Source organism: Leifsonia sp. NPDC080035 (assembly GCF_040050925.1).
Taxonomy (GTDB): domain Bacteria; phylum Actinomycetota; class Actinomycetes; order Actinomycetales; family Microbacteriaceae; genus Leifsonia.
Window position 1 is genome coordinate 789,891 of sequence record NZ_CP157390.1, and the last position, 21,842, is coordinate 811,732.

A 21,842-nucleotide genomic window follows, 5' to 3' on the forward strand; every position below is an offset into this window, starting at 1 on the left:
CGGCCCCTCGCGCATCCTGGAGGCGTCCTAGGATGCCGCTATGAGCAACCTGGAGCGCGATCCCGCCGAGGTCCTGGCCGGCGACGACGTCGTGGTGACGGACGCCGGCGTGGAGATCCTCGAGCCACGCGAGGTGCCGCTCGGCGGCCCCCGGGCGATGACCGTGCGCCGCACGCTCCCGCAGCGTAAGCGCTCGCTGATCGGCGGCTGGTGCTTCATCGACCACTACGGTCCAGACGACGTCGCGTCGACCGGCGGGATGCGCGTCCCGCCGCATCCGCACACCGGTCTGCAGACGGTGAGCTGGCTGTTCGAGGGCGAGATCGAGCACCGCGACAGCGTCGGCAGCCACGCGCTCGTGCGGCCGGGCGAGCTCAACCTGATGACGGCGGGACGCGGGATCAGCCACTCCGAGGTCTCGACTCCGGGGACGGAACGCCTGCACGGCGTTCAGCTCTGGGTCGCGCTGCCGAGCGCATCCCGCGATGTCGCGCCGTTCTTCGAGCACCACGCTCCCCTGCCCGCGACCCTCGGGGCGGCGAGCGTGCGCACGTTCGTCGGCGCTCTCGCGGGGAGCGGCACAGACGCCACGGTGTTCTCGCCGCTGGTCGGCGCCGAGGTCCTTCTGCCGGCCGGCGCGACGGTTCAGCTGCCCCTCGACACCGCCTTCGAGCACGGGATCCTGGTAGACGCGGGCGAGGTCGCCGTCGCGGGCGCTCCGGTCCCGCGCGCCCACCTCGCGTACCTGTGCCCCGGGCGCGCGAGCGTCGAGATCACCGCGGGCGCCGCGGATGCGCGGCTCGTGCTTCTCGGCGGCGAGCCGCTGGGCGAGGAGATCGTGATGTGGTGGAACTTCATCGGCCGCAGCCACGAGGACGTCGTCGCCGCGCGAGCCGAATGGCAGCGCGATGTGATCGACGCGGAAGACCCCGCCGGCCGCTTCGGCACCGTCGAGGGTTACGACGGCAGCGCCCTTCCCGCGCCGGCCCTGCCGACGGTGCGGCTCAAGCCCCGCTCGTGAGCCCGCTCCCGACCCCGCGCTACTGCAGCGCGGAGGTGAGGCGGGCCAGGTTGTCGAGCACGGTGGAGCGCAGCGGCTGCTGCATCCACTCGTCCAGGGTGAGCTCGCGGCTGTCGCGGCGGTAACCCTCCTCGACCTCGCGCATCTGCTCGACGAACGAGCGGCCGCGCACCATGAGCGAGACCTCCATGTTGAGCTGGAACGAGCGCATGTCCATGTTGCTCGACCCGATCACCGCGACATCGTCGTCGATCGTGAAGTGCTTGGCGTGCAGGATGTACGGCGCCTTGTACATCCAGATCCGCACACCGGCGCGCAGCAGCACCTCGTAGTACGAGCGCTGCGCGTGGTAGACGAGGGCCTGGTCGCCGATCTCGGAGACGAACAGGTCGACGGCGATGCCGCGCTGGGTCGCGGTCGTGATCGCGGTGAGCATCGACTCGTCCGGCACGAAGTAGGGCGAGGTGATGACGATGCGCTCCTGCGCGTAGTAGAGCAGCGCAAGGAACAGGCGGAGGTTGTTCTCGCCGGCGAACCCCGGCCCGGACGGCACGACCTGCGCATCCAGCTCCTCGGGGTCGATGTCGTCCGTGATCGGCTCGGTCTCGCGGCGCAGCAGCTCGTCCGTCTCCGAGTACCAGTCGGTGATGAAGATGGCGTTCAGACCGGCGACGATCGGTCCCTCCAGCCGGACGATCAGCTCTTTCCACTTGAGCCCGCGGCGGATGTTCGACTTCTTGTTGTAGCTGCGGTCGATCACGTTCTGCGAGCCCATGAACGCCACCTTGCCGTCGACGATGAGCAGCTTGCGGTGGTTGCGCAGGTCGGGTCGCTGGTACTTGCCCTTGAACGGCTGCACCGGCAGCATCAGGTGCCACTTCGCGCCCATCTCGGTGAGCCGCTCGATGGTGCGCTTGTAGTCGGGGGTGCGCCGCGACGCGATGTGGTCGAGCAGGACGCGCACGACGACGCCGCGCTTCACCGCGGCCGCCATCGCGTCGAAGAACGGCTTCGTGGTCGCGTCGAGCGTGAGGATGTAGAACTCGACGTGCACGTAGCGCCGGGCGGCGTCGATCTCGGCGGTCATCGCGGCGAGGGACGCGGCGTAGTCGCCGTTCAGCGTCGCCCGGTTGCCGCCGACCAGCGGCATCGCGCCGAGGTTGCGGTTCAGCGAGACCACCGACTCCAGCCACGTCGGCCAGGGATGGTCGCGCCTGACGCGCTCGATGCCCTCTGTGCTGTCGATGATGAAGCGGTTGATCTCGTCCTGCTTCTCGCGCCGGGCCTTCGGCAGCTTGTACGAGCCGATCAGCAGGAAGAACAGGACGCCGATGTACGGGATGAAGAAGATCGCCAGCAGCCACGCGGTGGCGGACGTCGGCTTGCGGTTCCTCGGCACCACGATGATCGCGATGACGCGGATGACGAAGTCGACGAGGAGCAGGAAGACCACGATGGCCGTGGTCATGAATCCTGCGTCCAAGGGGACCTCCGCTGCCGTCAGGGTGGGGAGCGGCGGCCGCCGTCCTCAGAGCTACCGTAGCGAAGCGCGCGGGTCCTGGGCAGACCGCCCCGCGGCCGGGTCCGCCGGAGCGGCTACGCCTTCGGCGCGAGGCCGCGGCGGGCGCGCTCTTCGGCCTCCATGCGCGCGTACACCTTCCGCTCGGTGCGGTCGGCGTGCACGATCTTGCGCATGATCAGCCAGAAGATCAGGCCGACCAGCACGGTCGGGGCGAGCGACCAGACGATTCCGCCGATGATTTCACCCATAGCGCGATAATGGTATCCCGCCCACCTGGGAACGGAGTCCCCTCACGCCTCCCCTCGCCGTCCTCCTGACCACCTGGTCGTTCGACCCCGCCGCGGCCGCCCTGCTGGTCGCCGCGGCCGCGCTCTACCTGGCCGGCGTCGCCCGGCTCCGGGCGCACGGCCACCGGTGGCCTGCCCGGCTGACGGCGTCGTTCCTGCTGCTCGGCCTCGGCTCCTACGCCGTCGTCTCGTTCGGCTTCCTCGGCGCGGAGAGCACCGACCTGCGCTGGGCGTTCACCACCCGCATCGCCCTGCTGCTGTTCGTCGTGCCGGGGCTGCTCAGCCTCGGCCGCCCGGTCGCCCTCGCCAGGGTCGCGCTCGGCGGGACGGGACAGGCGCGAACCGACCGGTTCCTGCAGTCCCGTCCGGTGAGGCTGTTCGGCAACGCCATCTTCGCGACGGTGTTCGCGTGCGTCGCGTTCATGATCTTCCTGACGCCGGTCGCGGCCATCCTGCGCGACAGCCCGTGGTCGGAGTGGACGATCTCGGTGCTGGTGCCGATCGCGGGGCTCCTGATGGTGCTGCCGATCGCGGCGCACTCGGTCGTCCGCACGAGCTTCTTCGTCACGGTGGAGTTCCTGCTCGCGTTCGTCGCGATGATCCTCGACGCCATCCCCGGCCTGCTGCTGCGCCTGAACGACGGGATCCTGGACCACGCACCGGCGATCGTCGGCAGGATGCCGTTCTGGTTCCCGAGCGCGCTGCACGACCAGCACCTCTCCGGCGACCTGCTGTGGTTCATCGCCGAGATCGCCGATGTGCCGGTGCTCATCATCCTGTTCGTGCGCTGGATGCGGCTCGACCGCCGCGAGGGCACGCGGATGGACGAGCTGACCGACGAGCAGATGGAGGCGCTCACCCGCGCTCACCTCGAACGCCGAGGCTGACGCGGGCCGGGCCCGGACACTACTTGACGAGCGGGAACAGGATGGTCTCGCGGATGCCCAGACCGGTCAGGGCCATCAGCAGGCGGTCGATGCCCATCCCCATCCCACCGGTCGGCGGCATGCCGAACTCGAGGGCGCGGAGGAACTCCTCGTCCAGGCGCATCGCCTCGTCGTCGCCGGCCGCGGCGAGGCGGGCCTGCTCGACGAAGCGCTCGCGCTGCACGACCGGGTCGACCAGCTCGGAGTAGCCGGTCGCCAGCTCGAAGCCGCGCGTGTACAGGTCCCACTTCTCCACGACGCCCTCGCGCGAGCGGTGCGCGCGCACCAGCGGGCTGGTGTCGACGGGGAAGTCCATGACGAAGGTCGGGCGCACGAGACCGGACTTCACGTGGTGCTCCCAGAGCTCCTCAACGTACTTGCCGGGCAGCGGGTGCTCGATCTCGATGCCCGCGTCCGCGGCGAGCGCGCGCAGCCGCTCGATGGGCGTCTGCGGCGTGATCTCCTCGCCGATGGCCTCCGAGAGCGAGTCGTACATCCGGATGCGCTCCCAGTCGCCGCCGAGGTCGTACTCGGTGCCGTCGGCCCAGGTGACCACGTGCGATCCGGAGACGGCGATCGCGGCGTCCTGGATAAGCTTCTGAGTCAGGTCGGCGATGGAGTTGTAGTCGCCGTAGGCCTGGTAGGCCTCGAGCATCGCGAACTCGGGCGAGTGCGTGGAGTCGGCGCCCTCGTTGCGGAAGTTGCGGTTGATCTCGAACACCCGGTCGATGCCGCCCACGACGGCGCGCTTGAGGTAGAGCTCCGGCGCGATGCGCAGGTACAGCTCGGTGTCGAAGGCGTTCGAGTGGGTGACGAACGGGCGGGCGGACGCGCCGCCGTGCATCACCTGGAGCATCGGGGTCTCGACCTCGACGAAGTCCTGCTCCGCGAAGGTCTTGCGCAGGCTGGCCACGGCCGCGGCGCGGTCGAGGACGGTGCGGCGCGCCTGCTCACGGGCGATCAGGTCGAGGTAGCGCGAGCGGACCCGCGTCTCCTCGCTCAGCTCGTTGTGCAGGTTGGGCAGGGGCAGCAGCGCCTTGGCCGCAATCTCCCAGCCGCGCACCATGATCGAGAGCTCGCCGCGGCGGCTCGAGATGACCTCCCCGGAGACGAAGACGTGGTCGCCAAGGTCGACGAGTTCCTTCCAGCGGGCCAGCGACTCCTCGCCCACCTCGGCGAGGGACACCATCGCCTGGATGCGCGACCCGTCGCCGGACTGCAGCGCCGCGAAGCAGAGCTTGCCGGTGTTGCGGAGGTGCACGACGCGTCCCGCGACGCCGACCGTCGCCCCCGACGCCTCGTCCGCCGCCAGGTGCCCCCAGGCCGCGCGCACCGCCGGGATGGTCGTGGTGACGGGCACCTGCACCGGGTACGCCCCGCCGCCGGCGTCCTGCGCGTCGGCGATGAGCCGCTCGCGCTTGCCGAGCCGGACCGCCTTCTGCTCGCTGATCTCCTCGTCGGTGAGATCGGTGGAGGTGGGAGGCGCTTCGGTCATTGTGGTCTTCCGTTCCGCGGGGATGAGGGATGGGTCAGGGGAGCGTGATCCGCTCGTTGTCGATCAGGCGCGTCCCGCCGACGCGGGCGGCGATCAGCATGAGCGCCGGGCCCGTGTGGTCGGAAGCCGCCTCGCGGAAGGTGTCCGGATCGACGATCACGAGATAGTCAAGCTTAACGACTGGCTCGGCCTCCACGCGCGCGACCGCCGCCGCGCGCGCGGCCTCGACTCCACCCGTCACGGCCGCTGCCCCGGCGGCGAGGGCGGCGGAGAGGGTGAGGGCGGCGGTCCGCTCGTCCGGACCGAGATAGCGGTTGCGGCTGGAGAGCGCCAGGCCGTCTGGCTCGCGGACGGTGTCGACGACCGCGATGGTCACCGGCAGGTTCAGGTCCTCGACCATCCGGCCGACGAGGTGCACCTGCTGCGCATCCTTCTGGCCGAACACGGCGACGTCGGGCTGGACGATGTTGAAGAGCTTGGAGACGACCGTCAGCATCCCGTCGAAGTGACCCGGACGGGACGCGCCTTCGTAGAGGCCGCCGATCTCGCCCGCCGTGACGCGGGTGGAGGACGCGCCCCGCGGGTACATCTCCGCTGCCGTCGGCGCGAAGACCAGGTCGGCCAGGTCGCCGAGCGCCTCGACGTCGGCGTCGAGGGTGCGCGGGTAGCGGTCGAGGTCCTCGTTCGGGCCGAACTGCAGCGGGTTGACGAAGATCGAGACGACCACCAGACCGCCGAGGTCTCGCGCGCGGGAGGCGAGGCTCAGGTGGCCATTGTGCAGGGCACCCATCGTCGGCACGAGCACGACGCGACCGGCCGGCGCGTCGGCCGGTCCCTCGAGCGCTGCCGCGCGGCGTGCGTCACGGATGCGCGCACGCAGCTCGGCGATGGTGGTCACGACCTCGGGCATCAGGGTCCTCTCGCAAGCGGTGGCCCCGGCTGAGGCCACCGACCAGGCTACTCGCCGCGCAGGTACCAGCCGTGCGGGTCGTCGCCGTCCTCGTCCTCGCCGAGCGCGTCGAGCACGTCCCCGACGTCGAGCCGTGCGGTCGCGCCGGCCCGGGTCAGCGCGTTGTCCACCGCCGAGCGCACGAGCGAGCTGAGGAACGATCCCGGGTTCTCCACGCCGATCTCGGTGAGGATGCCCGTTGACTGCTCCACGATCGAGCGCGAGAACGCGGTCGCGGTCGCGATCGCCTCCGCGTAGGCGGCGCGGTCCTTCTCCGCCACGACCACGGGCTCGCCGCCCATCTCGACCACGAGCGCCTGGGCGATCGGCAGGACGGGCGCGGCGGCCGTCACGGCGAAGTAGCTCTCGGCGAGGCGAGCCAGGTCGAGGCTCGTGCCGGTGAACTCGAGCGCGGGATGGACGGCGAGCGGGATGGCGCCGGCCGCGGCGGCGGGCTGCAGCACGCCGATTCCGTGGCCGGGGGCCGTGTGCAGCACGATCTGGCCGGGCTGCCAGGTGCCGGTGGCGGCGAGACCCGCGACCAGGCCGTGCAGCTCCGCGTCGGGGACGGCGACGATCACGAGCTCGCTGCGCTCGACGAGGGTGGGCACGTCGAGGATGGGCGCCTGCGGCAGCAGCGCCTCCGCGCGCTCCCTGCTCGCCTCCGACACCGCGGAGATGCCGACGACGGCGTGGCCCGCACCGGCGAGCGCGGCGCCGAGGACCGGGCCGACGTGTCCCGCTCCCACGATGCCGAGCCCGAGCCGGCCGGATCGATGTGCTGGTGCGTTCACGGGGCCTCCTCGGTCGGTGCGGGCGGGGCTGCGGGTGGGGCTGCGGGCCGGGTCGTCGGCGGCACGGGTGCGGCAGGCGGCGCGGCCACGGGCGGACGCGGCTCCGGCCGATGCAGGCCCCACCGGTGACTGCGGTCCGCCTCGGCGGCCTGCACCGCCCGCGCGGAGACCGTCTCGAAGAGCCGGATGCCGGTGGCCGCGTCGATCGCGCCGAGCCGGGGCCGCACGGGGCCGCTCACCGTGTGGAAGCGCGCCTCGGCGAGGCCCAGCATCCGCTCGACCGGCCCCTGCTCCAGCTCCAGGCTCTGCAGCCGGGCCAGCGGCACGACGGCGAGGCTGCGCCAGACGAACCCGCGCCGGAGCAGCACGGCGCCGTCGACCATCCGGAACCCGGTGCGCTGCCACGACAGCGGCCGCAGCCACACGGCCCGCCTCGGGCTGCCGGTGAAGTCGTCGCCACCGCGCGACGTCATCCCGGCGGCGATGACGTCGCGGTGCTCCGCGGCCGCCGCCTCCCCGTCCGCGAAGAGCGATGGCATCACGAGTGCGAGCACGCGGGCGACATCCTCGGCGTCGCCGACGGGCAGCATCGTCGTGTTCGCCTGGCCGGCCGCGCCCTTCTCCTTCGAGTGCCCTGCGGTGTCGATGCGGATCTGCCACCAGCCGAACGGCCGCCAGAGCAGCGGCTGCAGCACCTCGACCGCGTGGATGCGGCCGGGCGGCAGCGTCTCGTTCGAGGTGCTGAGCAGGCCGAAGCCCATGCGGACGCCGTCCGGCGTCCCCGCGATCGAATATCGCAGGGACTTGGTGAACCGGTTGATGTAGAAGCTGGCCGAGCCGATGAGGCCGGGCAGCACCACGATCAGCAGCCACGGGGCGCCGGCGGAGGCGCCGTAGATCAGGAGCCCGACGACGATGAGCAGGAACACGGTGAACCCGCTCAACAGAAGGGAGCCGAACAGCCTCAGCGGCGGGATCTTGACGACCGACTCGGGCGGAGCCGCGTTCGGATCGAGCTCCGGGGCGAGGAACTCGTTGACGCGCTGGGTGACGAAGTCGCCCACCTGGCCCGCACGGGTCTGCGGCGCGCCCCGGGCGGCAGCGAGCGTCGCGGCCGTTCCCGACTCCTCGGCCCTCACCCCCGACGCGAGCCGCAGCACGTCCGACCGCAGCCCGTCCGCCAGCACCGAGCCCAGGTACGCCAGCTGGACGTTCGCGTCGTGGCCGGCCACCGAGATGTCGAGCTTCGCCGCGCCGAAGATCCTGGCGAGCAGCGGCCGCACGATGTTGATGCCCTGGATGCGGTCGAGCCGCGCCTTGCGCTGCGTGCGGAACAGGATGCCGCTTCGCACCTCCACGGCGTCCCCCGTGATCCGGAAGCTGTGCATCCGCCAGGAGAGGTAGAACGCCGCCAGGCAGACGATCAGCACGACCGCGAGCGCGAGCAGCGCCCAACCCTCCCAGCCGCGGTTGTAGATCTCGTCCAGCGGGTCACCGCCGAAGTCGGGTGCGCCGACGAAGAAGTTGACGATGCGCTCGCGGAGGTTCGAGAGCACGAAGCCGAGCACCGCGATGAAGACGATGCCGCCGCGCAGCAGCGGGGTGGCGGGGTGGAGGCGGTGCCACTCGCCGTCGGTGAACCGCTCCGCGGCGCGCTCCGCCGGCGAGAGCGGGCCGCCCGGGAGCTGGCCGCCCGGGGTCGGCGTGCCGGTCATAGCCCCGCCCGGCGGCTCTCCGCGAGCTCGACGAGCCGGTCGCGGAGCCCCGCGGCCTCCGGCTCCGGGAGGCCGGGGATGATGACGTTGGTGGACGCGGCGGCCGTCACGAACTTGAGGTCGGCGAGGCCGAGGATCCGGCCGACGGGCCCGCGGGTGATGTCGATGAGCTGCATCCTCCCGTACGGCACCGAGACGAAGCGCTGGAACATGATCCCGCGCCGGAACAGCAGGTCGTCGTCGCGCAGCCGGTAGCCGATCGACCGGGTCCGGCGCTGGGCGATGACGAGCGAGATCACCGTGACGACGGCCACGACCGCCAGCAGCAGCCATCCCCAGCTCCAGCCGGCGACCAGCCAGAGGAACAGCGACGCGGCCGCCAGCACGACCCCGGTGGTCAACGTGCCGACGATGACCACCACGACGTACTTCGGCGAGACGCGGTTCCACTCGCCGACGGCGAGGTCAATCCGATCGGGCATCGGCGCTCTCCTCCGAGTCCGTGTCGTCGTCGGGCGGCAGAGCGCAGAACGACTCGGCGACCAGCCCGGCGACGAGCAGGACGACCGCGCCAACGAGTCCCAGGGCCGTGAGCAGCACGGCGTTCCCGGCCGGCAGGACGTCCCTGGTCAGCAGGTAGGCGAGGATGCCGGCGCCTGCGCCGACCAGGAGCGAGCCGCTCAGGCTGCAGGCCTTGGCGAGCACGACGATCCGCGTCGCCTGGAAGGGGTCGACGCGCCGGGAGCTGCGCCCGCGGACCGCGCGCCGGATCGGCACGGCGAACGCGACGATGATGATCGCCACCGCGACGAGCGTGATCGGCAGCGTGAGCGGCGGGATGAAGACGGGGGCGCCCATCCCGGACGCGGCCAGCTCGCCGAGGAAGCCGACGACGAGTCCGACGACGCCCAGGCCGATCAGCGAGGTGGGTCGGGTGCGGTTCACGCTCCATCCTCCCCCGCGTAGGGCGTGACGGGATCGCCGGCGCGGGCGGCGAGCCCGGCGACCGGGCCGTGCCCTGGCAGCACCGCGTCCGGGTCGACGTCGAGCCACGGCACCAGCACGAACGCGCGCTCGTGGGCGCGCGGATGGGGAAGCGTGACGCGCGGGTCGTCGGACACCATCCCGTCGTAGTCGACGATGTCGATGTCGATGGTGCGATCGCCCCAGCGCTCCTCACGGACCCGGCCGAGGTCGTCCTCGACGCGGTTCACGGCGGCGAGCAGGGCGAGCGGGTCGAGCACGGTGCGGACGAGGGCCACGGCGTTGAGGTAGGCAGGCGCCTCCTCCGAGATGCCGTCGGGCTTCAGCGCCGGCGTCTCGTACAGGGGCGACACCCGGCCGAGCTCGATGCCGGCGTCGCCGGCGATGGCGTCGAGTGCCGCGCGGATGATCGCCGCGCGGTCGCCGAGGTTGCTGCCGAGCGCGAGCACGGCGGGCACGCCGACGCGCATCCGCTCGGGGCGCGCGGCGATCACGATCGGCTCCGCAGGATGCGCACGGCGACGTCCTGGAACGGCTCCGGGATCGGGGCGTCCGGCTTGTGCACGGTCACCTCGACGGCGTCCACCGGCGGGTGCGCGAGCACGACGCCCGCGATCCGCTCGGCGACGGTCTCGATCAGGTCGACCGGATCTCGCCGAACCGCGTCCGCGATCTCCAGCGCGAGCTCCCCGTAGTGGACGGTGCGCGAGAGGTCGTCGACGGCGGCGGACGGCGACAGGTCGAGCCACGCCGTCACGTCGACGAGGAAGTCCTGGCCGTTCTCGCGCTCGAAGTCGAAGACGCCGTGGTTGGCGCGCACGCGCAGCCCGGTGAGGATGAGGGCGTCGCCCCCCTGGCGTCCGTGGTCAGTCATCGGATCCAGCTTGCCATGCCCGCACGACATCCAGTGCGAGCCGCGTGGACGTCACGTCGTGCACGCGCACCGCCCACACGCCCGCCTGCGCGGCGAGCGCGGAGATCACGGCGGTCGGCGCGTCCCGGTCGGCGACCGGAGCGCCCTCCGGCAGAAGTGCGCCGAGGAAGCGCTTGCGGGAGGCGCCGATCAGCACGGGAAAGCCGAGGGTCTCCACCTCGCGCAGTCCGGCGAGCACCTGCCAGTTGTGGGATGCGTTCTTCGAGAAGCCGAGGCCGGGATCCAGGATCAGCTTGGCCGGGTCCACGCCGCGTTCGAGCAGGTCGGTGACACGTGCCGAGAGCTCGGAGCGCACCTCGGCGACGGTGTCGGTGTAGACCGCGTGCGAGTCGGCCGAGTCGAGCTGGCCGCGCCAGTGCATCACCACGTACTGCAGGCCCGTCTCGAGGACGGCGTCGGGCATCCCTGGGTCCGCCAGGCCGCCCGAGACGTCGTTGATGATCGCCGCACCGGCGTCGGCGGCGGCGCGGGCGGTCGAGCCGTTCATGGTGTCGACGCTGACCGTCACGCCCTGCTCGGTGAGTCTCCGGATCACCGGAACGACGCGCGCGCGCTCCTCCGCGGGGTCCACCCTGTGCGCACCGGGCCGCGTCGACTCCCCGCCGACGTCGATGATGTCGGCGCCCTGAGCGACGAGCTCGAGCGCGTGCTCGACGGCCGCGTCCGGCTCCAGCCAGAGCCCGCCGTCGCTGAACGAGTCCGGCGTCACGTTGAGGACGCCCATGATGAGGGTCACGCGATGCCACGTCCGATCAGCGTCACGAGCTCGGCGCGCGCCACCGGGTCGGCGAACGCGCCGCGGGCGGCGATGGTGACCGTCGTCGCGTTGGTCTGCCGTGCGCCGCGGGTGGTCACGCAGGTGTGCGCGGCATCCAGCACCACCAGCACGCCGCGCGCCTGGGCGCCGGACTCGACGGTGTCGGCGATCTGCTCGGTGAGCCGCTCCTGCAGCTGCGGCCGGGCGGCGAGCGTCTCGATGACGCGCGGGATGCGACCGAGCCCGACGACCTCCTCCCCCGGCAGGTACGCGACGTGCGCGACGCCGAGGAACGGCAGCAGGTGGTGCTCGCACACCGAGCGGAACTCGATGTCGCGCAGGATGACCGTCTCCGCCGATCCGCGCTCCAGCGGCACCGGATCGCCGAGCTCCTCGGCGGCGTCCTTGCCGACGCCCGCGAAGAACTCCGCGTACGCGTCGGCGACCCGGGACGGGGTCCGCACCAGCCCCGGACGCGACGGATCCTCGCCGATGGCGGCGAGGATCTCGGCGACGGCCGCCTCGATGCGTGCGCGATCGAAACCGGTCATGCGGCGCGCGACCTAGGCGGTCGCCGGCCGCGGCTTGATGGCGGGCGAGCGCTTCGGCTTCGACGACGGGGGCTCGGAGTCGACGCCGCCGTCGACCGCACCGGCGTCGATCGGGGCCTTGGGGAACTCGATCGGAGGCAGGTCCGAGATCGGCCGCTTGTCGCTGGAGAGCCACTGCGGGCGCTCGTCCAGCTTCTTCACGTCGGCGAAGATCTCCGCGATCTGGTTGTGGTCGAGGGTCTCGTGCTCCAGCAGCGCCGCGGCGAGCCGGTCGAGGATCGCCCGGTTCTCGTTGAGCACCTCCCACGCCTCGTCGTGCGCCTTCTCGATGAGCGCACGCACCTCGGAGTCGACGCGCTCGGCGATGCGCTCGGAGTAGTCGCGCTGGTGGCCCATGTCGCGCCCGAGGAACATCTCGCCGTTGGCCTGGCCGAGCTTCACGGAGCCGATGTCGGCGCTCATGCCGTACTCGGTGACCATCTTGCGGGCGATCGACGTGGCCTTCTCGATGTCGTTCGAGGCGCCGGTGGTCGGGTCGTGGAAGACGATCTCCTCGGCGACGCGGCCGCCCATCGCGTAGGCCAGCTGGTCGAGCAGCTCGTTGCGGGTGACCGAGTACTTGTCCTCCAGCGGCATCACCATCGTGTAGCCGAGGGCGCGACCGCGCGGGAGGATGGTGATCTTCGTCACCGGGTCGGTGTGCCGCATCGCCGCCGCCGCGAGCGCGTGACCGCCCTCGTGGTACGCCGTGATGAGCTTCTCCTGGTCCTTCATCACCCGGGTGCGCTTCTGGGGGCCGGCGATCACGCGGTCGACGGCCTCGTCGAGCGCACGGTTGTCGATCAGCTGCGCGTTGGAGCGCGCGGTGAGCAGCGCCGCCTCGTTGAGCACGTTGGCGAGGTCCGCACCGGTGAAGCCAGGCGTCTTGCGCGCCAGGACCTCCAGGTCGACGGATGCCGCCAGCGGCTTGCCGCGGCCGTGCACCTCGAGGATCTTCTTGCGGCCGAGCAGGTCGGGCGCGTCCACGCCGATCTGCCGGTCGAAGCGGCCCGGGCGCAGCAGCGCGGGGTCGAGGATGTCGGGACGGTTCGTCGCGGCGATCAGGATGACGTTGGTCTTCGGGTCGAAGCCGTCCATCTCCACGAGCAGCTGGTTCAGCGTCTGCTCGCGCTCGTCGTGACCGCCGCCGAGGCCGGCGCCGCGGTGACGGCCGACCGCGTCGATCTCGTCGATGAAGATGATCGCGGGCGAGTTCTCCTTGGCCTGCTGGAACAGGTCGCGGACACGGCTCGCGCCGACGCCGACGAACATCTCGACGAAGTCCGAACCGGAGATCGAGTAGAACGGGACGCCCGCCTCACCCGCGACCGCGCGGGCGAGCAGCGTCTTACCGGTTCCGGGAGGGCCGTACAGCAGCACGCCCTTCGGGATGCGCGCGCCGACCGCCTGGAACTTCGCCGGCTCCTTCAGGAAGTCCTTGATCTCCTGCAGCTCCTCGATGGCCTCGTCCGAGCCGGCGACGTCGTCGAAGGTGACCTTCGGCGTCTCCTTGGTGACCATCTTCGCCCGGGACTTGCCGAACTGCATGACCTTGTTCCCGCCGCCCTGCATGCCGGAGATCATGATCCAGAAGAACACGCCGATGAGCAGGGCAGGGATGAGGAAGCCGAGGATGTTGACGAGCCAGTTCGGCTGCGGCACCTCGTCGTCGTAGCCCTTGGGCAGGTTGGCATCGTCGACGGCCTTGACCACGTCCGCGCCACGCGGCGTGACGTAGTAGAACTGCACCTGCGTGCCGAGCGAGCCGTCCGCCTGCTTGAGGGTCAGGTCGACGCGGTTCTCACCGTCGACGATCTTCGCGCTGGACACCTTGTCCTGGTCGAGCAGCTCCAGCCCCTTCTGGGTGCTGACGCCCTTGAAGCCCGACATCGTGATCAGGCTCGAGCCGATCCACACGGCGATGATCGCGAGCACGACGTACAGGATCGGGCCGCGGAAGATCTTCTTGACGTTCATGGTGCCCCCACAGTACCGCCTGCCGCTTGTACACCGGCTGCGTGTTCGCTCTGGGCGCGCTTAGCGCTCACGCGGCCCCGACGGGGTGGATGGACGGCCAGTACTCGGCGATCATCCCGCCGTCGATCCGCAGGAAGTCGTGCCCGGCGAACACCATCGTCTCGTCGCCCATCCTGCACGTCACGAGCCAGCGCGCGGCGACGATGTCGTCGCGGGAGAGCGGGCCCGCCTGCACGTCGAACCGGACGCTGTCGAACGCGTCGATGGTCTGCGCGATCGCCTGGGCGAATCCGCGCGGGCCGACGACGTCGCCCTCCGGCCAGTGCCCGACCGCGTCCTCCGCGATGAGGGCCTCCAGCGACTGGTGGCGGTCGCCCCACACGGCGAGCCAGCGCTCGTACAGCTGCTCGTTCGACTCTGACGGCATGCGCACATCCCACCACCGCCGCTGCCGCCGCGCAAGGGCGATCAGAGACCTATTGGGTCTATTCGGTCGATTTGGTTAGAATAGTCGCATGACTCTGACCTCTCCCGGCCTCGCGATCTCCGAAGCGAAGCAGCGCCTCGGAGCACTCGTCGATCAGGCGCACCTGCAGCACGCACCGGTCTCGCTCAGCAAGCGAGGGAAGCGGGTCGCCGTGATCGTCGATGCCGGCGAGTACGACCGCATGCTCGAGCGGCTCGAGGAAATCGAGGACGCCGAGGCGGCCGTCGCCGCGCGTGCCGAACTGGAGGACACCCAGTCCACGCCGATCCCCTGGGACGAGGTCAAGGCCGAGCTCGGACTGTCGTGACCTACCTGGTGGAGGTCGCCCCCGCGGCGGCCCGGGAACTGCGCAAGCTCGACCCTCGAGCGCGCCGGCGCATCCAAGCCGCCGTCGAACTCCTGGCGGAGACGCCACGGCCCCCGGCTGCGAAGCAGCTGGTCAATAGTGGTGGGGCGTGGCGCGTGCGGGTCGGCGACTATCGCATCGTCTATGACATCGAAGACGACAGGCTGGTCATCCTCGTGCTCCGAGTCGGCCACCGGCGTGAGGTGTATCGAACCCGCTGAACGGGCGGCCGGGGCTAGCTGTAGACGGCGGGTGCCAGGACGCCGACCCCGCGGAGGTTGCGGTAGCGCTCGGCGTAGTCGAGGCCGTAACCGACCACGAAGCTGTTCGGGATCTCGAAGCCGACGTACCTGACGTCGATCTCAACGCGGGCAGCGTCCGGCTTCCGCAGCAGCGTGAAGATCTCGATCGACTCAGGTCCGCGACTGCGGAGGTTCGACAGCAGCCAGGAGAGCGTCAGGCCCGAGTCGATGATGTCCTCGACGATGAGAACGGTCTTGCCGCTGAGGTCGGTGTCGAGGTCCTTGAGGATGCGGACGACGCCGCTGGACTCCGTGCCGCTGCCGTAGGAGCTGACGGCCATCCAGTCCATCGTGACCGGTATGCCGAGCTCGCGGGACAGGTCGGCCATCACCATGACCGCGCCCTTCAGCACGCCGACGAGCAGGACGTCCTTGCCTGCGTAGTCGCGTTCGATCTCACGGGAGAGCTCGGCGATGCGGGAGCGGATCTGCTCCTCGGTGATCAGAATCTCGGTCAGGTCGTCGTGAACGTCCGTGAGTTCCATGGGGGAGGCGCTGTCCTTAGGTGTTGGGGTGAAACGTGAGCAGCCCGTTCTGCCTGACCACTCTAACGCCTGGGAGGCTGAGCGGTCCCTGGCCGTGCCAGCCGGTGATGAGCTCCGCGACGGCGAGCGTGTGCGCCCGCGAGAGCGAGACCCCGAACTCCGCGGAGACGACCAGCCGGATGATCCGCTGGCGGAGCGCGGGAGGATCGGCGGCGAGACCGCGGACGTCGAGCGCGACCGCGCCATCCTCGGTCTGACTGACCAGTTCCAGCGCCCACTCCAGCGCGAGTCCGTCGAGCGCGTCGTCGTCCTCGCGCAGCTGCTCGGCGGTGCGGGCGAGCGCCTCTGCGACGCCGGGCCCGAGCTCGCGCTCGAGGACGGGGAGGACCTCGTGGCGCACCCGCACGCGCGTATAAGAGGGATCGTCGTTGTGCGGGTCGTCCCACGGCTGGAGGCCGCTGTCGGCGCAGAAGGCGCGTGTCGTGGAGCGGCGGAGGCACAGGAACGGCCGGAGCAGCCGACCGGTGTCGGGGCGCATCCCCTGCAGGCTCGACGGGCCGGAGCCCCTGGCGAGACCGAGCAGCACCGTCTCGGCCTGGTCGTCGAGGGTGTGCGCGAGCAGGATGCGCTCGGCACCGGTCGCGCGCAGCACGTCGTCGAACGCGGCGTGACGCGCGGCGCGCGCCGCCGCCTCCGGACCGCCCGCGGAGGGATCCACCGTCACGTACTCCAGGAACACGGGGTCCAGACCGAGCGCGTGCGCCTTCGCCGCGGCGTCCTCGGCCACGGCGGCCGAGCCCTCCTGCAGGCCGTGGTTCACGACGACGGCGCCCGCCCGGTATCCGGCGCGCGGCGCCTCGAACGCGGTCGCCGCGGCCAGCGCGAGCGAGTCCGCTCCCCCGCTCAGCCCGACCATCACGAGTGCGTTCGCGGAGAGCGGGCGGGGGCGCGCTGGACCGTGGTCGTCATGCGGGTCGGGCTCCGGCAGCGCCGCCGCCTCGGCGAGCGCGGTGCGGACCGCGCGCCGTGCGTCGGCGATCGGCGGGGTGAGCCGGGGGCGCCTGGCCTCCGGCTCCGGGGACGCGTCGAGGTGCATCCAGTAACGTTAGTGCAGGACTTTTCCCGCACGTTTAAGGAGCAACGGCATGGCCGCATACGACGTCGTCATCGAGATCCCGAAGGGGAGCCGCAACAAGTACGAGGTGGACCACGAGACCGGCCGCGTGTACCTCGACCGTGTGCTGTTCACCGCCTTCGTGTACCCGACCGACTACGGCTACTTCGAGAACACCCTCGGCCTCGACGGCGACCCGGTGGACGCGCTTGTGCTGCTCGAGTACCCGGTGTTCCCGGGTGTCGGCGTCAAGGTCCGCCCGGTCGGCGTGCTGAACATGTCCGACGAGGCCGGCAGCGACGCGAAGATCATCGCGGTGCCGCACAAGGACCCGCGCTGGCAGCACATCCAGGACGTGAACGACATCCCGGAGCAGACCCGCAAGGAGATCGAGCACTTCTTCGCCCGCTACAAGGACCTGGAGCCGGGCAAGTTCGTCAACATCGAGGGCTGGGGCGACGCGGCGGAGGCCGAGCAGATCGTCGAAGCGGGCTTCGAGAAGCTCAAGGCCGAGGGCCACTGACCTCGCTCCGAACGCCGAAGGGCCGGCGCATCCCGAGTGGATGCGCCGGCCCTTCCGTTTCGGCGGTCGCCGGCGCGGCCGCCGTCGTTCAGCCGCGGCGGGTGCGGACCGCGCGCCGGCGGCCGATCGCCACGCTCACGCCGCCGGCGACCACCAGCGCGGCCACGAGCCCGAGCAGCGGGGCCGGGTCCGATCCGGTGTCGGCGAGCATGTGCGTCCCGCCGTCGACGACGGCCGGGGCCACGACGACGTGCAGGGTCGCGTTGAAGATGCTGACGTCGCCCATGGTGGCGCACCGCGTTCCGGCGAGCTGCGGTCCGTAGCCGAAGGCGATGATGACGCGCGGGCCGGCGGGCACGGAGAGGGTCGTCGACCAGCTTCCGTTGGCTCCCACGACGGTCCGACCGTCGAACGCCGGCGCGGTGGCGGGGTCGCCGCCCACCTGCTCCCCGAAGAGCGTGTTGAGGTAGTCGACCGCGGTGTCCGGGTCCGCGCTGTAGACCTGGACGCCCGAGCCCGGCACGCCGGTGCCCGCGACCGGTACGAGGAGGTTCCCCGGGTGCGCGGGATCGGCGGCCGCGGCGACCTGGGCGCCGTACCGGACGATCCACTCGGACGGGCTCTGGGGCTCGTCCCCCGGCGAGCCGGCGTCGTCGGTCGGGTCGGGCTCGACGGGCGACGTGATGCTCGGGCCGGAGACGCAGCCCTGCGGGCCGACCACCGTGAGGTCGGCGATGACGGCCGGGTCGGACTCGTGGGTGCTCGGGCCGCCGTCCTCAGCGTAGGACTGGGCTACGACATTCAGCGTCCAGAGGGCGGGCGAGAGGGACACGCGAGCGCTCCACGTTCCGTCGTCACCCGCGAGAGCGGCGCCCCAGGCGTAGTCGTCGTCACTGGGCCCCGCGCCGTCGATCCAGACCACGTCCCCGGGCGTCGCGGTGCCCGTGACAGTGATGCCGCCGTTGCCGTCCGGGTCCGTGACGAGGTGCGTCGCCTGCACGGTGGCACCGCTCTGCGGGCTGACCACGACGGGCGGGACGCTCTGCGCCGCGTCGAAGAACACCTCGACATACTGGTCTGTGAGCGCTCGTTTGCCCGCGGTGCCGGACACGGTGAACCACTGATCGTAGGTGGCGGTCTCGGCGACCGTCGCCTGCGCGCTGAAGTCGCCGTTCGCGTCCGCGGTCGCCCCGACACGGATATCGCCCCCGTCGTTCTCGACCGTGATCTTCGAGCCGACCGGAGCGCGGCCGACGAACGTCACGACGCGCGGGCCGTGGATCTCGGCGCCGTCCTCCGGCGAGGTGAGGACGAGGTCCTTGGGTGCCGTCGTCGCGGCGGCGGACGGCTGCGGGGCCGAGGACGGGTCCGGCGTGGGCTCCGGGGTCGGGGTGGGATCCGGCGTGGAGGTCGGGTCCGGGGTCGCGGTGGGATCGGGCGTCGGAGTCGGGTCCGGGGTCGGCGACGGGTCCGGGGTCGGCGTCGGGTCCGGGGTCGGCGGGTCGGTGGGCGCCGGGTCGGGCGCTGGGGCCTCCGTCGGCGTGCCGTCGGGCGCCGGCGCGGGCGTCTGCGCGGCCGGAGCCGCATCCTCTTCCGCGTAGGCGGGGGACGCGATCCCCGCGAACAGAGCGGTCATGCTCACCACCGCCGCGAGCGCGACGACGCGCGCGCGTACAGAACCTGCCTTCACCGGCGAAACCCCCATCGGTCGCCTCGGGCGGGCGAACGACTATTTCTACCGGATCCCGGCCGACGCCGCGGCCCCCAGACCGCGGGTCACGCGGAGTGTGGTCACGCGGACGGGCGCGCCACCATCCCCCACGGCGAGCCCCACACGGACTGGACCTTGACCACGTCGCCCTCGGTGGGCGCCGCGATCATCTGTCCGCCGCCGATGTAGATGCCGACGTGGTAGAAGTCGCCGGGGGCGTCACCCCAGAAGATCAGGTCGCCGGGCTGCTTGTTCCCGTAGGAGACGAGCTGCCCCCTGTTGGCGGCCGTGTAGTACTGGTTGTTCACCGAGTGCGAGCCGATGTAGAGGCCGGCGTAGGCGTACGCCTTCATGGTGAGACCCGAGCAGTCGTAGCCGTTCGGACCCTCGCCACCGAAGATGTACGGCTTGCCCAGCTGCGCCCGCGCGTACGCGATCGCGGTCTGCACGACGTTGCCGTTCGGCGGGGCGGGAGTGCTGCCGCCTCCGCCACCACCGCCGGTGTTGCCACCGCCGCCGCCACCACCGGTGCTGCCACCGCCGCCACCACCGCCGGTGCTGCCACCGCCACCGCCGCCCTGGTTCTGCTGGTGCTCCTGCTGCTGTTGCTGCTGCTGCCGGATGCGCTCCTCCTCGGCGGCCTTCGCCGCCGCGGCCTGCTGCGCCTTGATCTGCTCGCCCTGGAGGTATGCGGCCTCCACCTGAGCGGACGTGTTCTTGAGCGTCGCGAGCTGTGCGACCAGCTGCGTCGACTTGGTCTGCTGCTCCGCGAGCGCCGCCTGCGCCGCGCTCTGGGCCTGCTGCGCTGCCGCGAGCGCCTCGGACGCCTTGGTCGCCAGCGCCTCCCGCTCGGTCTTCGCGACCTTGGCCTGGTCGTTGAGGGACTGGGCGTTGTTCTTGTCCTTGGTGGCCTGGTCGTAGACGGCCTTGGACTGCTCGGTGAGCTTGCTCATCGTGCCCAGCTGGAACAGCAGCTTGTCCGCGTCGGAGCCGGAGCCGCCTCCCTTGAGCATGAGCTCCGTGCTCAGGTCGCCGCCGCCGGCCGACTTCGCGAGGTGGGAGGCGAGAAGTCCGGCGCGCATCTGCGACGTCTTCGCCTTCTCCGCCGCAGCCTCGGCCTGCTTCTTGAGGTCTGCTTCCTTCGACGTCGCCTTCTCGAGCGCGTCCTTCGCCTGGAAGTAGGCCTCGGCCGCCTTCTCGGAGGCGACGCGGGCGGCGTCCACACTGGACTGGAGGTTGCCGATCAGCGAGGTGATGTTGTCGATCATCGCCTGCTGCTCGGTGACGTTCGCCTTCGCCTGCTGCACGTCGTTCCACGACGGGTAGTCGACGGCCTGCGCCGGGGTCACGATGCCGATGGACGCGGTGACCGCGCCCATCACTCCGGCGCCGATCGCGAGGCCGGGTCGGACGCGCGAGTTCTTCGAGGGGTCGCTAGCCAAGGGGTGCCTGCCTGTCTCTCATGAACGGGATGCCGTCGATCTTCTGGCCGTCGATCCTGACCTCGAAGTGCAGGTGGCATCCGGTCGATGCGCCGGTGGTGCCGACGCGTGCGATGGGCTGCCCCGCGCTGACCTGCTGGCCGATGCCGACCAGGATGCCGCCGTCGCGGATGTGGGCGTAGCCCGTCTGCGTGCTGCCTCCGTTGTTGATCAGCACGAAGTTGCCGTAGGAGCCGTTCGGGCCGGCGTACTCGACGATGCCGCCGTACGCGGCGTAGATCGGTGAGCCGCAGCCCGCCCCGATGTCGATGCCCATGTGGTAGGTGCTGCCGACGCCTCCGGGCGACGGACGGGCACCGAAGCCGTCGGTGATCGGACCCGCGGCGGGGACGGCCCAGCCCATCGGGCCGACGTAACCGCCGGGGAGGCCGCCTGATCCGCGCGCGGCGGCCGCCGCCGCAGCCGCGGCGACACCCTTCTCGTATCCCGCGACGGTTTTCGCCCTCTTGTCGCGGAGCGCCTTCAGCTGCGCCTGCATGACCACGATCTGCTTCTGCTGCTCGGCGAGCTTGTCCTGCGCCGCCTTCGCCGCGGAGATCGCCGCCTTCAGCGCCGCCTGGGCAGCGACCTGGAGCTTCTGCCGCTCGGCCTTCGCCACCGCCGCCTGGTCGGCGAGGGAGGCGGCGGAGTTCTGGGCAGCCTTCGCGTCCGCGTAGACCTTGTTCGACTGCTCGACGAGCTTCGACATGCTGCCGAGGTCGGAGAGGAGCTGGTCAGGGCTGGACGAGGATGCACCGTTGCCGCTGAGGAAGAGGTTCGCGGTGAGGTTGCGACCGCCGGTGCGGTAGAGCTGGGCGGCGAGCTTGCCGGCCTGCGTGCTCGCGGCGTCCGCCTTCTTCTGGCTGGCCGCGGCCTGCGCCTCCAGGTCCCGCGCCTTCATGTCTGCGCGGTCGTAGTTCGCCTCGGCGACCTGGAGTTCGGCGCCGCGCTTCTCTGCTTCGGCCTGCGTGCTGGCGACCTCGCCCTTCAGCTGCGCGATGAGGCCGTTGATGCGCGCGACGGTGGCGGAGGCGGAGGCTTCGTTCGCCTTCGCCTTCTGGACGTCTCCCCAGCTGGGGTAGTCGGCGTAGGCCGGTGCGCCGACCGCGCCGACGCTGGCGATGATCGCGACGACGGCGCCGGCGAGTGCTGCGCGCAGTGTCCTGGCGCGTCGGGGCGCGGGATGCCGCCGTCGGCTCCTGCTGGTCTCGCGTCTCATCCTCACCGCACCGTTCACACCAGTATCTTTTGTCACGCCAGTCACATCAGTCCCACTGTCACCGTGTGCAACTTTAGCAACTCCCCTCTCCGCGCGCCCCGGTGAACGGAGGCGAAAGAGGGGACGGGGAATGAACGGTCGGCGAGGACGGCCGGGGGACCGTCGCTCGCAATCTACCCATGCCACGCCGGGCCGCCCGGGCATTGGCGCGGGGCGTGGCGCG

At 71.3% G+C, this 21,842-nt stretch carries 24 protein-coding genes; 5 read left to right on the top strand and 19 right to left on the bottom strand.

The window, feature by feature from the left end; all coding sequences use genetic code 11:
- Nucleotides 1-40: 40 nt before the first annotated feature.
- A complete protein-coding gene (locus AAME72_RS03810) occupies nt 41-1,021 on the top strand; it encodes a pirin family protein (RefSeq protein ID WP_348788910.1) in 981 nt (326 codons plus the stop codon).
- A 19-nt stretch (nt 1,022-1,040) separates the two neighbouring features.
- Here the strand turns inward: AAME72_RS03810 and cls are convergent, their stop codons facing one another.
- On the bottom strand, nt 1,041-2,489 hold the full coding sequence (cls, locus tag AAME72_RS03815; RefSeq protein WP_348788911.1) for a cardiolipin synthase: 1,449 nt from the start codon (nt 2,487-2,489) through the stop codon (nt 1,041-1,043).
- Between the two features lie 128 nt (nt 2,490-2,617).
- Nucleotides 2,618-2,791, bottom strand: a complete 174-nt coding sequence (locus AAME72_RS03820) for a hypothetical protein (protein ID WP_314146501.1) — start codon at nt 2,789-2,791, stop codon at nt 2,618-2,620.
- Nucleotides 2,792-2,919: 128 nt separating this feature from the next.
- Between AAME72_RS03820 and AAME72_RS03825 the strand changes: the two genes are divergently transcribed.
- Nucleotides 2,920-3,717 carry a cytochrome c oxidase assembly protein gene (locus AAME72_RS03825; RefSeq protein ID WP_348790205.1) on the top strand — a complete coding sequence of 266 codons (798 nt, stop codon included), beginning with the start codon at nt 2,920-2,922 and terminating at the stop codon, nt 3,715-3,717.
- A gap of 19 nt (nt 3,718-3,736) precedes the next feature.
- On the opposite strand, the gene lysS is transcribed toward AAME72_RS03825, so the two are convergent.
- The 12 genes from lysS to AAME72_RS03885 form a co-directional block, all read right to left on the bottom strand.
- Nucleotides 3,737-5,251 (bottom strand): lysine--tRNA ligase, encoded by a 1,515-nt coding sequence (gene lysS / locus AAME72_RS03830; RefSeq protein WP_348788912.1) that lies wholly within the window; start codon nt 5,249-5,251, stop codon nt 3,737-3,739.
- Nucleotides 5,252-5,285: 34 nt separating this feature from the next.
- Nucleotides 5,286-6,161, bottom strand: coding sequence for a pantoate--beta-alanine ligase (panC, locus tag AAME72_RS03835; RefSeq protein ID WP_348788913.1), 876 nt, complete (start codon nt 6,159-6,161; stop codon nt 5,286-5,288).
- Between the two features lie 47 nt (nt 6,162-6,208).
- On the bottom strand, nt 6,209-6,994 hold the full coding sequence (locus AAME72_RS03840; RefSeq protein WP_348788914.1) for a DUF2520 domain-containing protein: 786 nt from the start codon (nt 6,992-6,994) through the stop codon (nt 6,209-6,211).
- Complete coding sequence (locus tag AAME72_RS03845; protein ID WP_348788915.1) at nt 6,991-8,709, bottom strand: PH domain-containing protein; 1,719 nt, start codon at nt 8,707-8,709, stop codon at nt 6,991-6,993. The genes AAME72_RS03840 and AAME72_RS03845 overlap by 4 nt, the downstream gene beginning before the upstream one ends.
- Entirely contained in the window at nt 8,706-9,191 is a 486-nt protein-coding gene (locus AAME72_RS03850) for a PH domain-containing protein (protein WP_348788916.1), read from the bottom strand. Before AAME72_RS03850 ends, AAME72_RS03845 begins: the two co-directional genes overlap by 4 nt.
- The gene (locus AAME72_RS03855) at nt 9,175-9,654 is read right to left on the bottom strand and encodes a DUF3180 domain-containing protein (RefSeq protein WP_348788917.1); all 480 of its coding nucleotides are present in this window, start codon (nt 9,652-9,654) and stop codon (nt 9,175-9,177) included. Before AAME72_RS03855 ends, AAME72_RS03850 begins: the two co-directional genes overlap by 17 nt.
- A complete protein-coding gene (folK, locus tag AAME72_RS03860) occupies nt 9,651-10,187 on the bottom strand; it encodes a 2-amino-4-hydroxy-6-hydroxymethyldihydropteridine diphosphokinase (protein WP_348788918.1) in 537 nt (178 codons plus the stop codon). The genes AAME72_RS03855 and folK overlap by 4 nt, the downstream gene beginning before the upstream one ends.
- On the bottom strand, nt 10,184-10,567 hold the full coding sequence (gene folB, locus AAME72_RS03865; protein ID WP_348788919.1) for a dihydroneopterin aldolase: 384 nt from the start codon (nt 10,565-10,567) through the stop codon (nt 10,184-10,186). Before folB ends, folK begins: the two co-directional genes overlap by 4 nt.
- The gene (gene folP, locus AAME72_RS03870; RefSeq protein ID WP_348788920.1) at nt 10,560-11,363 is read right to left on the bottom strand and encodes a dihydropteroate synthase; all 804 of its coding nucleotides are present in this window, start codon (nt 11,361-11,363) and stop codon (nt 10,560-10,562) included. The genes folB and folP overlap by 8 nt, the downstream gene beginning before the upstream one ends.
- The gene (gene folE / locus AAME72_RS03875; protein WP_348788921.1) at nt 11,360-11,935 is read right to left on the bottom strand and encodes a GTP cyclohydrolase I FolE; all 576 of its coding nucleotides are present in this window, start codon (nt 11,933-11,935) and stop codon (nt 11,360-11,362) included. Before folE ends, folP begins: the two co-directional genes overlap by 4 nt.
- 12 nt (nt 11,936-11,947) lie before the next feature.
- Complete coding sequence (ftsH, locus tag AAME72_RS03880) at nt 11,948-13,951, bottom strand: ATP-dependent zinc metalloprotease FtsH (RefSeq protein ID WP_348788922.1); 2,004 nt, start codon at nt 13,949-13,951, stop codon at nt 11,948-11,950.
- Between the two features lie 67 nt (nt 13,952-14,018).
- On the bottom strand, nt 14,019-14,378 hold the full coding sequence (locus tag AAME72_RS03885; protein ID WP_348788923.1) for a nuclear transport factor 2 family protein: 360 nt from the start codon (nt 14,376-14,378) through the stop codon (nt 14,019-14,021).
- 88 nt (nt 14,379-14,466) lie between these two features.
- Here AAME72_RS03885 and AAME72_RS03890 point away from each other — a divergent pair, with 88 nt between their 5' ends.
- Together AAME72_RS03890 and AAME72_RS03895 are read left to right on the top strand one after the other, a co-directional pair.
- Nucleotides 14,467-14,745, top strand: a complete 279-nt coding sequence (locus AAME72_RS03890) for a type II toxin-antitoxin system Phd/YefM family antitoxin (RefSeq protein WP_348788924.1) — start codon at nt 14,467-14,469, stop codon at nt 14,743-14,745.
- Nucleotides 14,742-15,005, top strand: coding sequence for a type II toxin-antitoxin system RelE/ParE family toxin (locus tag AAME72_RS03895; RefSeq protein ID WP_348788925.1), 264 nt, complete (start codon nt 14,742-14,744; stop codon nt 15,003-15,005). The genes AAME72_RS03890 and AAME72_RS03895 overlap by 4 nt, the downstream gene beginning before the upstream one ends.
- Nucleotides 15,006-15,019: 14 nt before the next feature.
- Here the strand turns inward: AAME72_RS03895 and hpt are convergent, their stop codons facing one another.
- Together hpt and tilS are read right to left on the bottom strand one after the other, a co-directional pair.
- Nucleotides 15,020-15,571 carry a hypoxanthine phosphoribosyltransferase gene (hpt, locus tag AAME72_RS03900; RefSeq protein ID WP_348788926.1) on the bottom strand — a complete coding sequence of 184 codons (552 nt, stop codon included), beginning with the start codon at nt 15,569-15,571 and terminating at the stop codon, nt 15,020-15,022.
- A 16-nt stretch (nt 15,572-15,587) separates the two neighbouring features.
- A complete protein-coding gene (tilS, locus tag AAME72_RS03905; RefSeq protein WP_348788927.1) occupies nt 15,588-16,667 on the bottom strand; it encodes a tRNA lysidine(34) synthetase TilS in 1,080 nt (359 codons plus the stop codon).
- 49 nt (nt 16,668-16,716) lie between these two features.
- Here tilS and ppa point away from each other — a divergent pair, with 49 nt between their 5' ends.
- Nucleotides 16,717-17,208: an inorganic diphosphatase gene (gene ppa / locus AAME72_RS03910; protein ID WP_348788928.1), complete on the top strand. Its 492-nt coding sequence runs from the start codon at nt 16,717-16,719 to the stop codon at nt 17,206-17,208.
- Between the two features lie 88 nt (nt 17,209-17,296).
- Here ppa and AAME72_RS03915 read toward each other — a convergent pair whose 3' ends face one another.
- From AAME72_RS03915 to AAME72_RS03925, 3 genes are all read right to left on the bottom strand, one after another.
- Entirely contained in the window at nt 17,297-18,898 is a 1,602-nt protein-coding gene (locus AAME72_RS03915) for a hypothetical protein (protein ID WP_348788929.1), read from the bottom strand.
- 101 nt (nt 18,899-18,999) lie between these two features.
- On the bottom strand, nt 19,000-20,361 hold the full coding sequence (locus AAME72_RS03920) for an NlpC/P60 family protein (protein ID WP_348788930.1): 1,362 nt from the start codon (nt 20,359-20,361) through the stop codon (nt 19,000-19,002).
- Nucleotides 20,354-21,619, bottom strand: coding sequence for a M23 family metallopeptidase (locus AAME72_RS03925; protein ID WP_348788931.1), 1,266 nt, complete (start codon nt 21,617-21,619; stop codon nt 20,354-20,356). Before AAME72_RS03925 ends, AAME72_RS03920 begins: the two co-directional genes overlap by 8 nt.
- Between the last annotated feature and the right edge of the window lie 223 nt (nt 21,620-21,842).

Coding starts and splice junctions, on each gene's coding strand:
- AAME72_RS03810 (WP_348788910.1), top strand. CDS start 41: ATGAGCAACCTGGAGCGCGATCCCGCCGAGGTCCTGGCCGGCGACGAC.
- cls (WP_348788911.1), bottom strand. CDS start 2,489: ATGACCACGGCCATCGTGGTCTTCCTGCTCCTCGTCGACTTCGTCATC.
- AAME72_RS03820 (WP_314146501.1), bottom strand. CDS start 2,791: ATGGGTGAAATCATCGGCGGAATCGTCTGGTCGCTCGCCCCGACCGTG.
- lysS (WP_348788912.1), bottom strand. CDS start 5,251: ATGACCGAAGCGCCTCCCACCTCCACCGATCTCACCGACGAGGAGATC.
- panC (WP_348788913.1), bottom strand. CDS start 6,161: ATGCCCGAGGTCGTGACCACCATCGCCGAGCTGCGTGCGCGCATCCGT.
- AAME72_RS03845 (WP_348788915.1), bottom strand. CDS start 8,709: ATGACCGGCACGCCGACCCCGGGCGGCCAGCTCCCGGGCGGCCCGCTC.
- AAME72_RS03850 (WP_348788916.1), bottom strand. CDS start 9,191: ATGCCCGATCGGATTGACCTCGCCGTCGGCGAGTGGAACCGCGTCTCG.
- folB (WP_348788919.1), bottom strand. CDS start 10,567: ATGACTGACCACGGACGCCAGGGGGGCGACGCCCTCATCCTCACCGGG.
- folE (WP_348788921.1), bottom strand. CDS start 11,935: ATGACCGGTTTCGATCGCGCACGCATCGAGGCGGCCGTCGCCGAGATC.
- ftsH (WP_348788922.1), bottom strand. CDS start 13,951: ATGAACGTCAAGAAGATCTTCCGCGGCCCGATCCTGTACGTCGTGCTC.
- AAME72_RS03885 (WP_348788923.1), bottom strand. CDS start 14,378: ATGCCGTCAGAGTCGAACGAGCAGCTGTACGAGCGCTGGCTCGCCGTG.
- AAME72_RS03890 (WP_348788924.1), top strand. CDS start 14,467: ATGACTCTGACCTCTCCCGGCCTCGCGATCTCCGAAGCGAAGCAGCGC.
- hpt (WP_348788926.1), bottom strand. CDS start 15,571: ATGGAACTCACGGACGTTCACGACGACCTGACCGAGATTCTGATCACC.
- tilS (WP_348788927.1), bottom strand. CDS start 16,667: ATGCACCTCGACGCGTCCCCGGAGCCGGAGGCCAGGCGCCCCCGGCTC.
- ppa (WP_348788928.1), top strand. CDS start 16,717: ATGGCCGCATACGACGTCGTCATCGAGATCCCGAAGGGGAGCCGCAAC.
- AAME72_RS03925 (WP_348788931.1), bottom strand. CDS start 21,619: ATGAGACGCGAGACCAGCAGGAGCCGACGGCGGCATCCCGCGCCCCGA.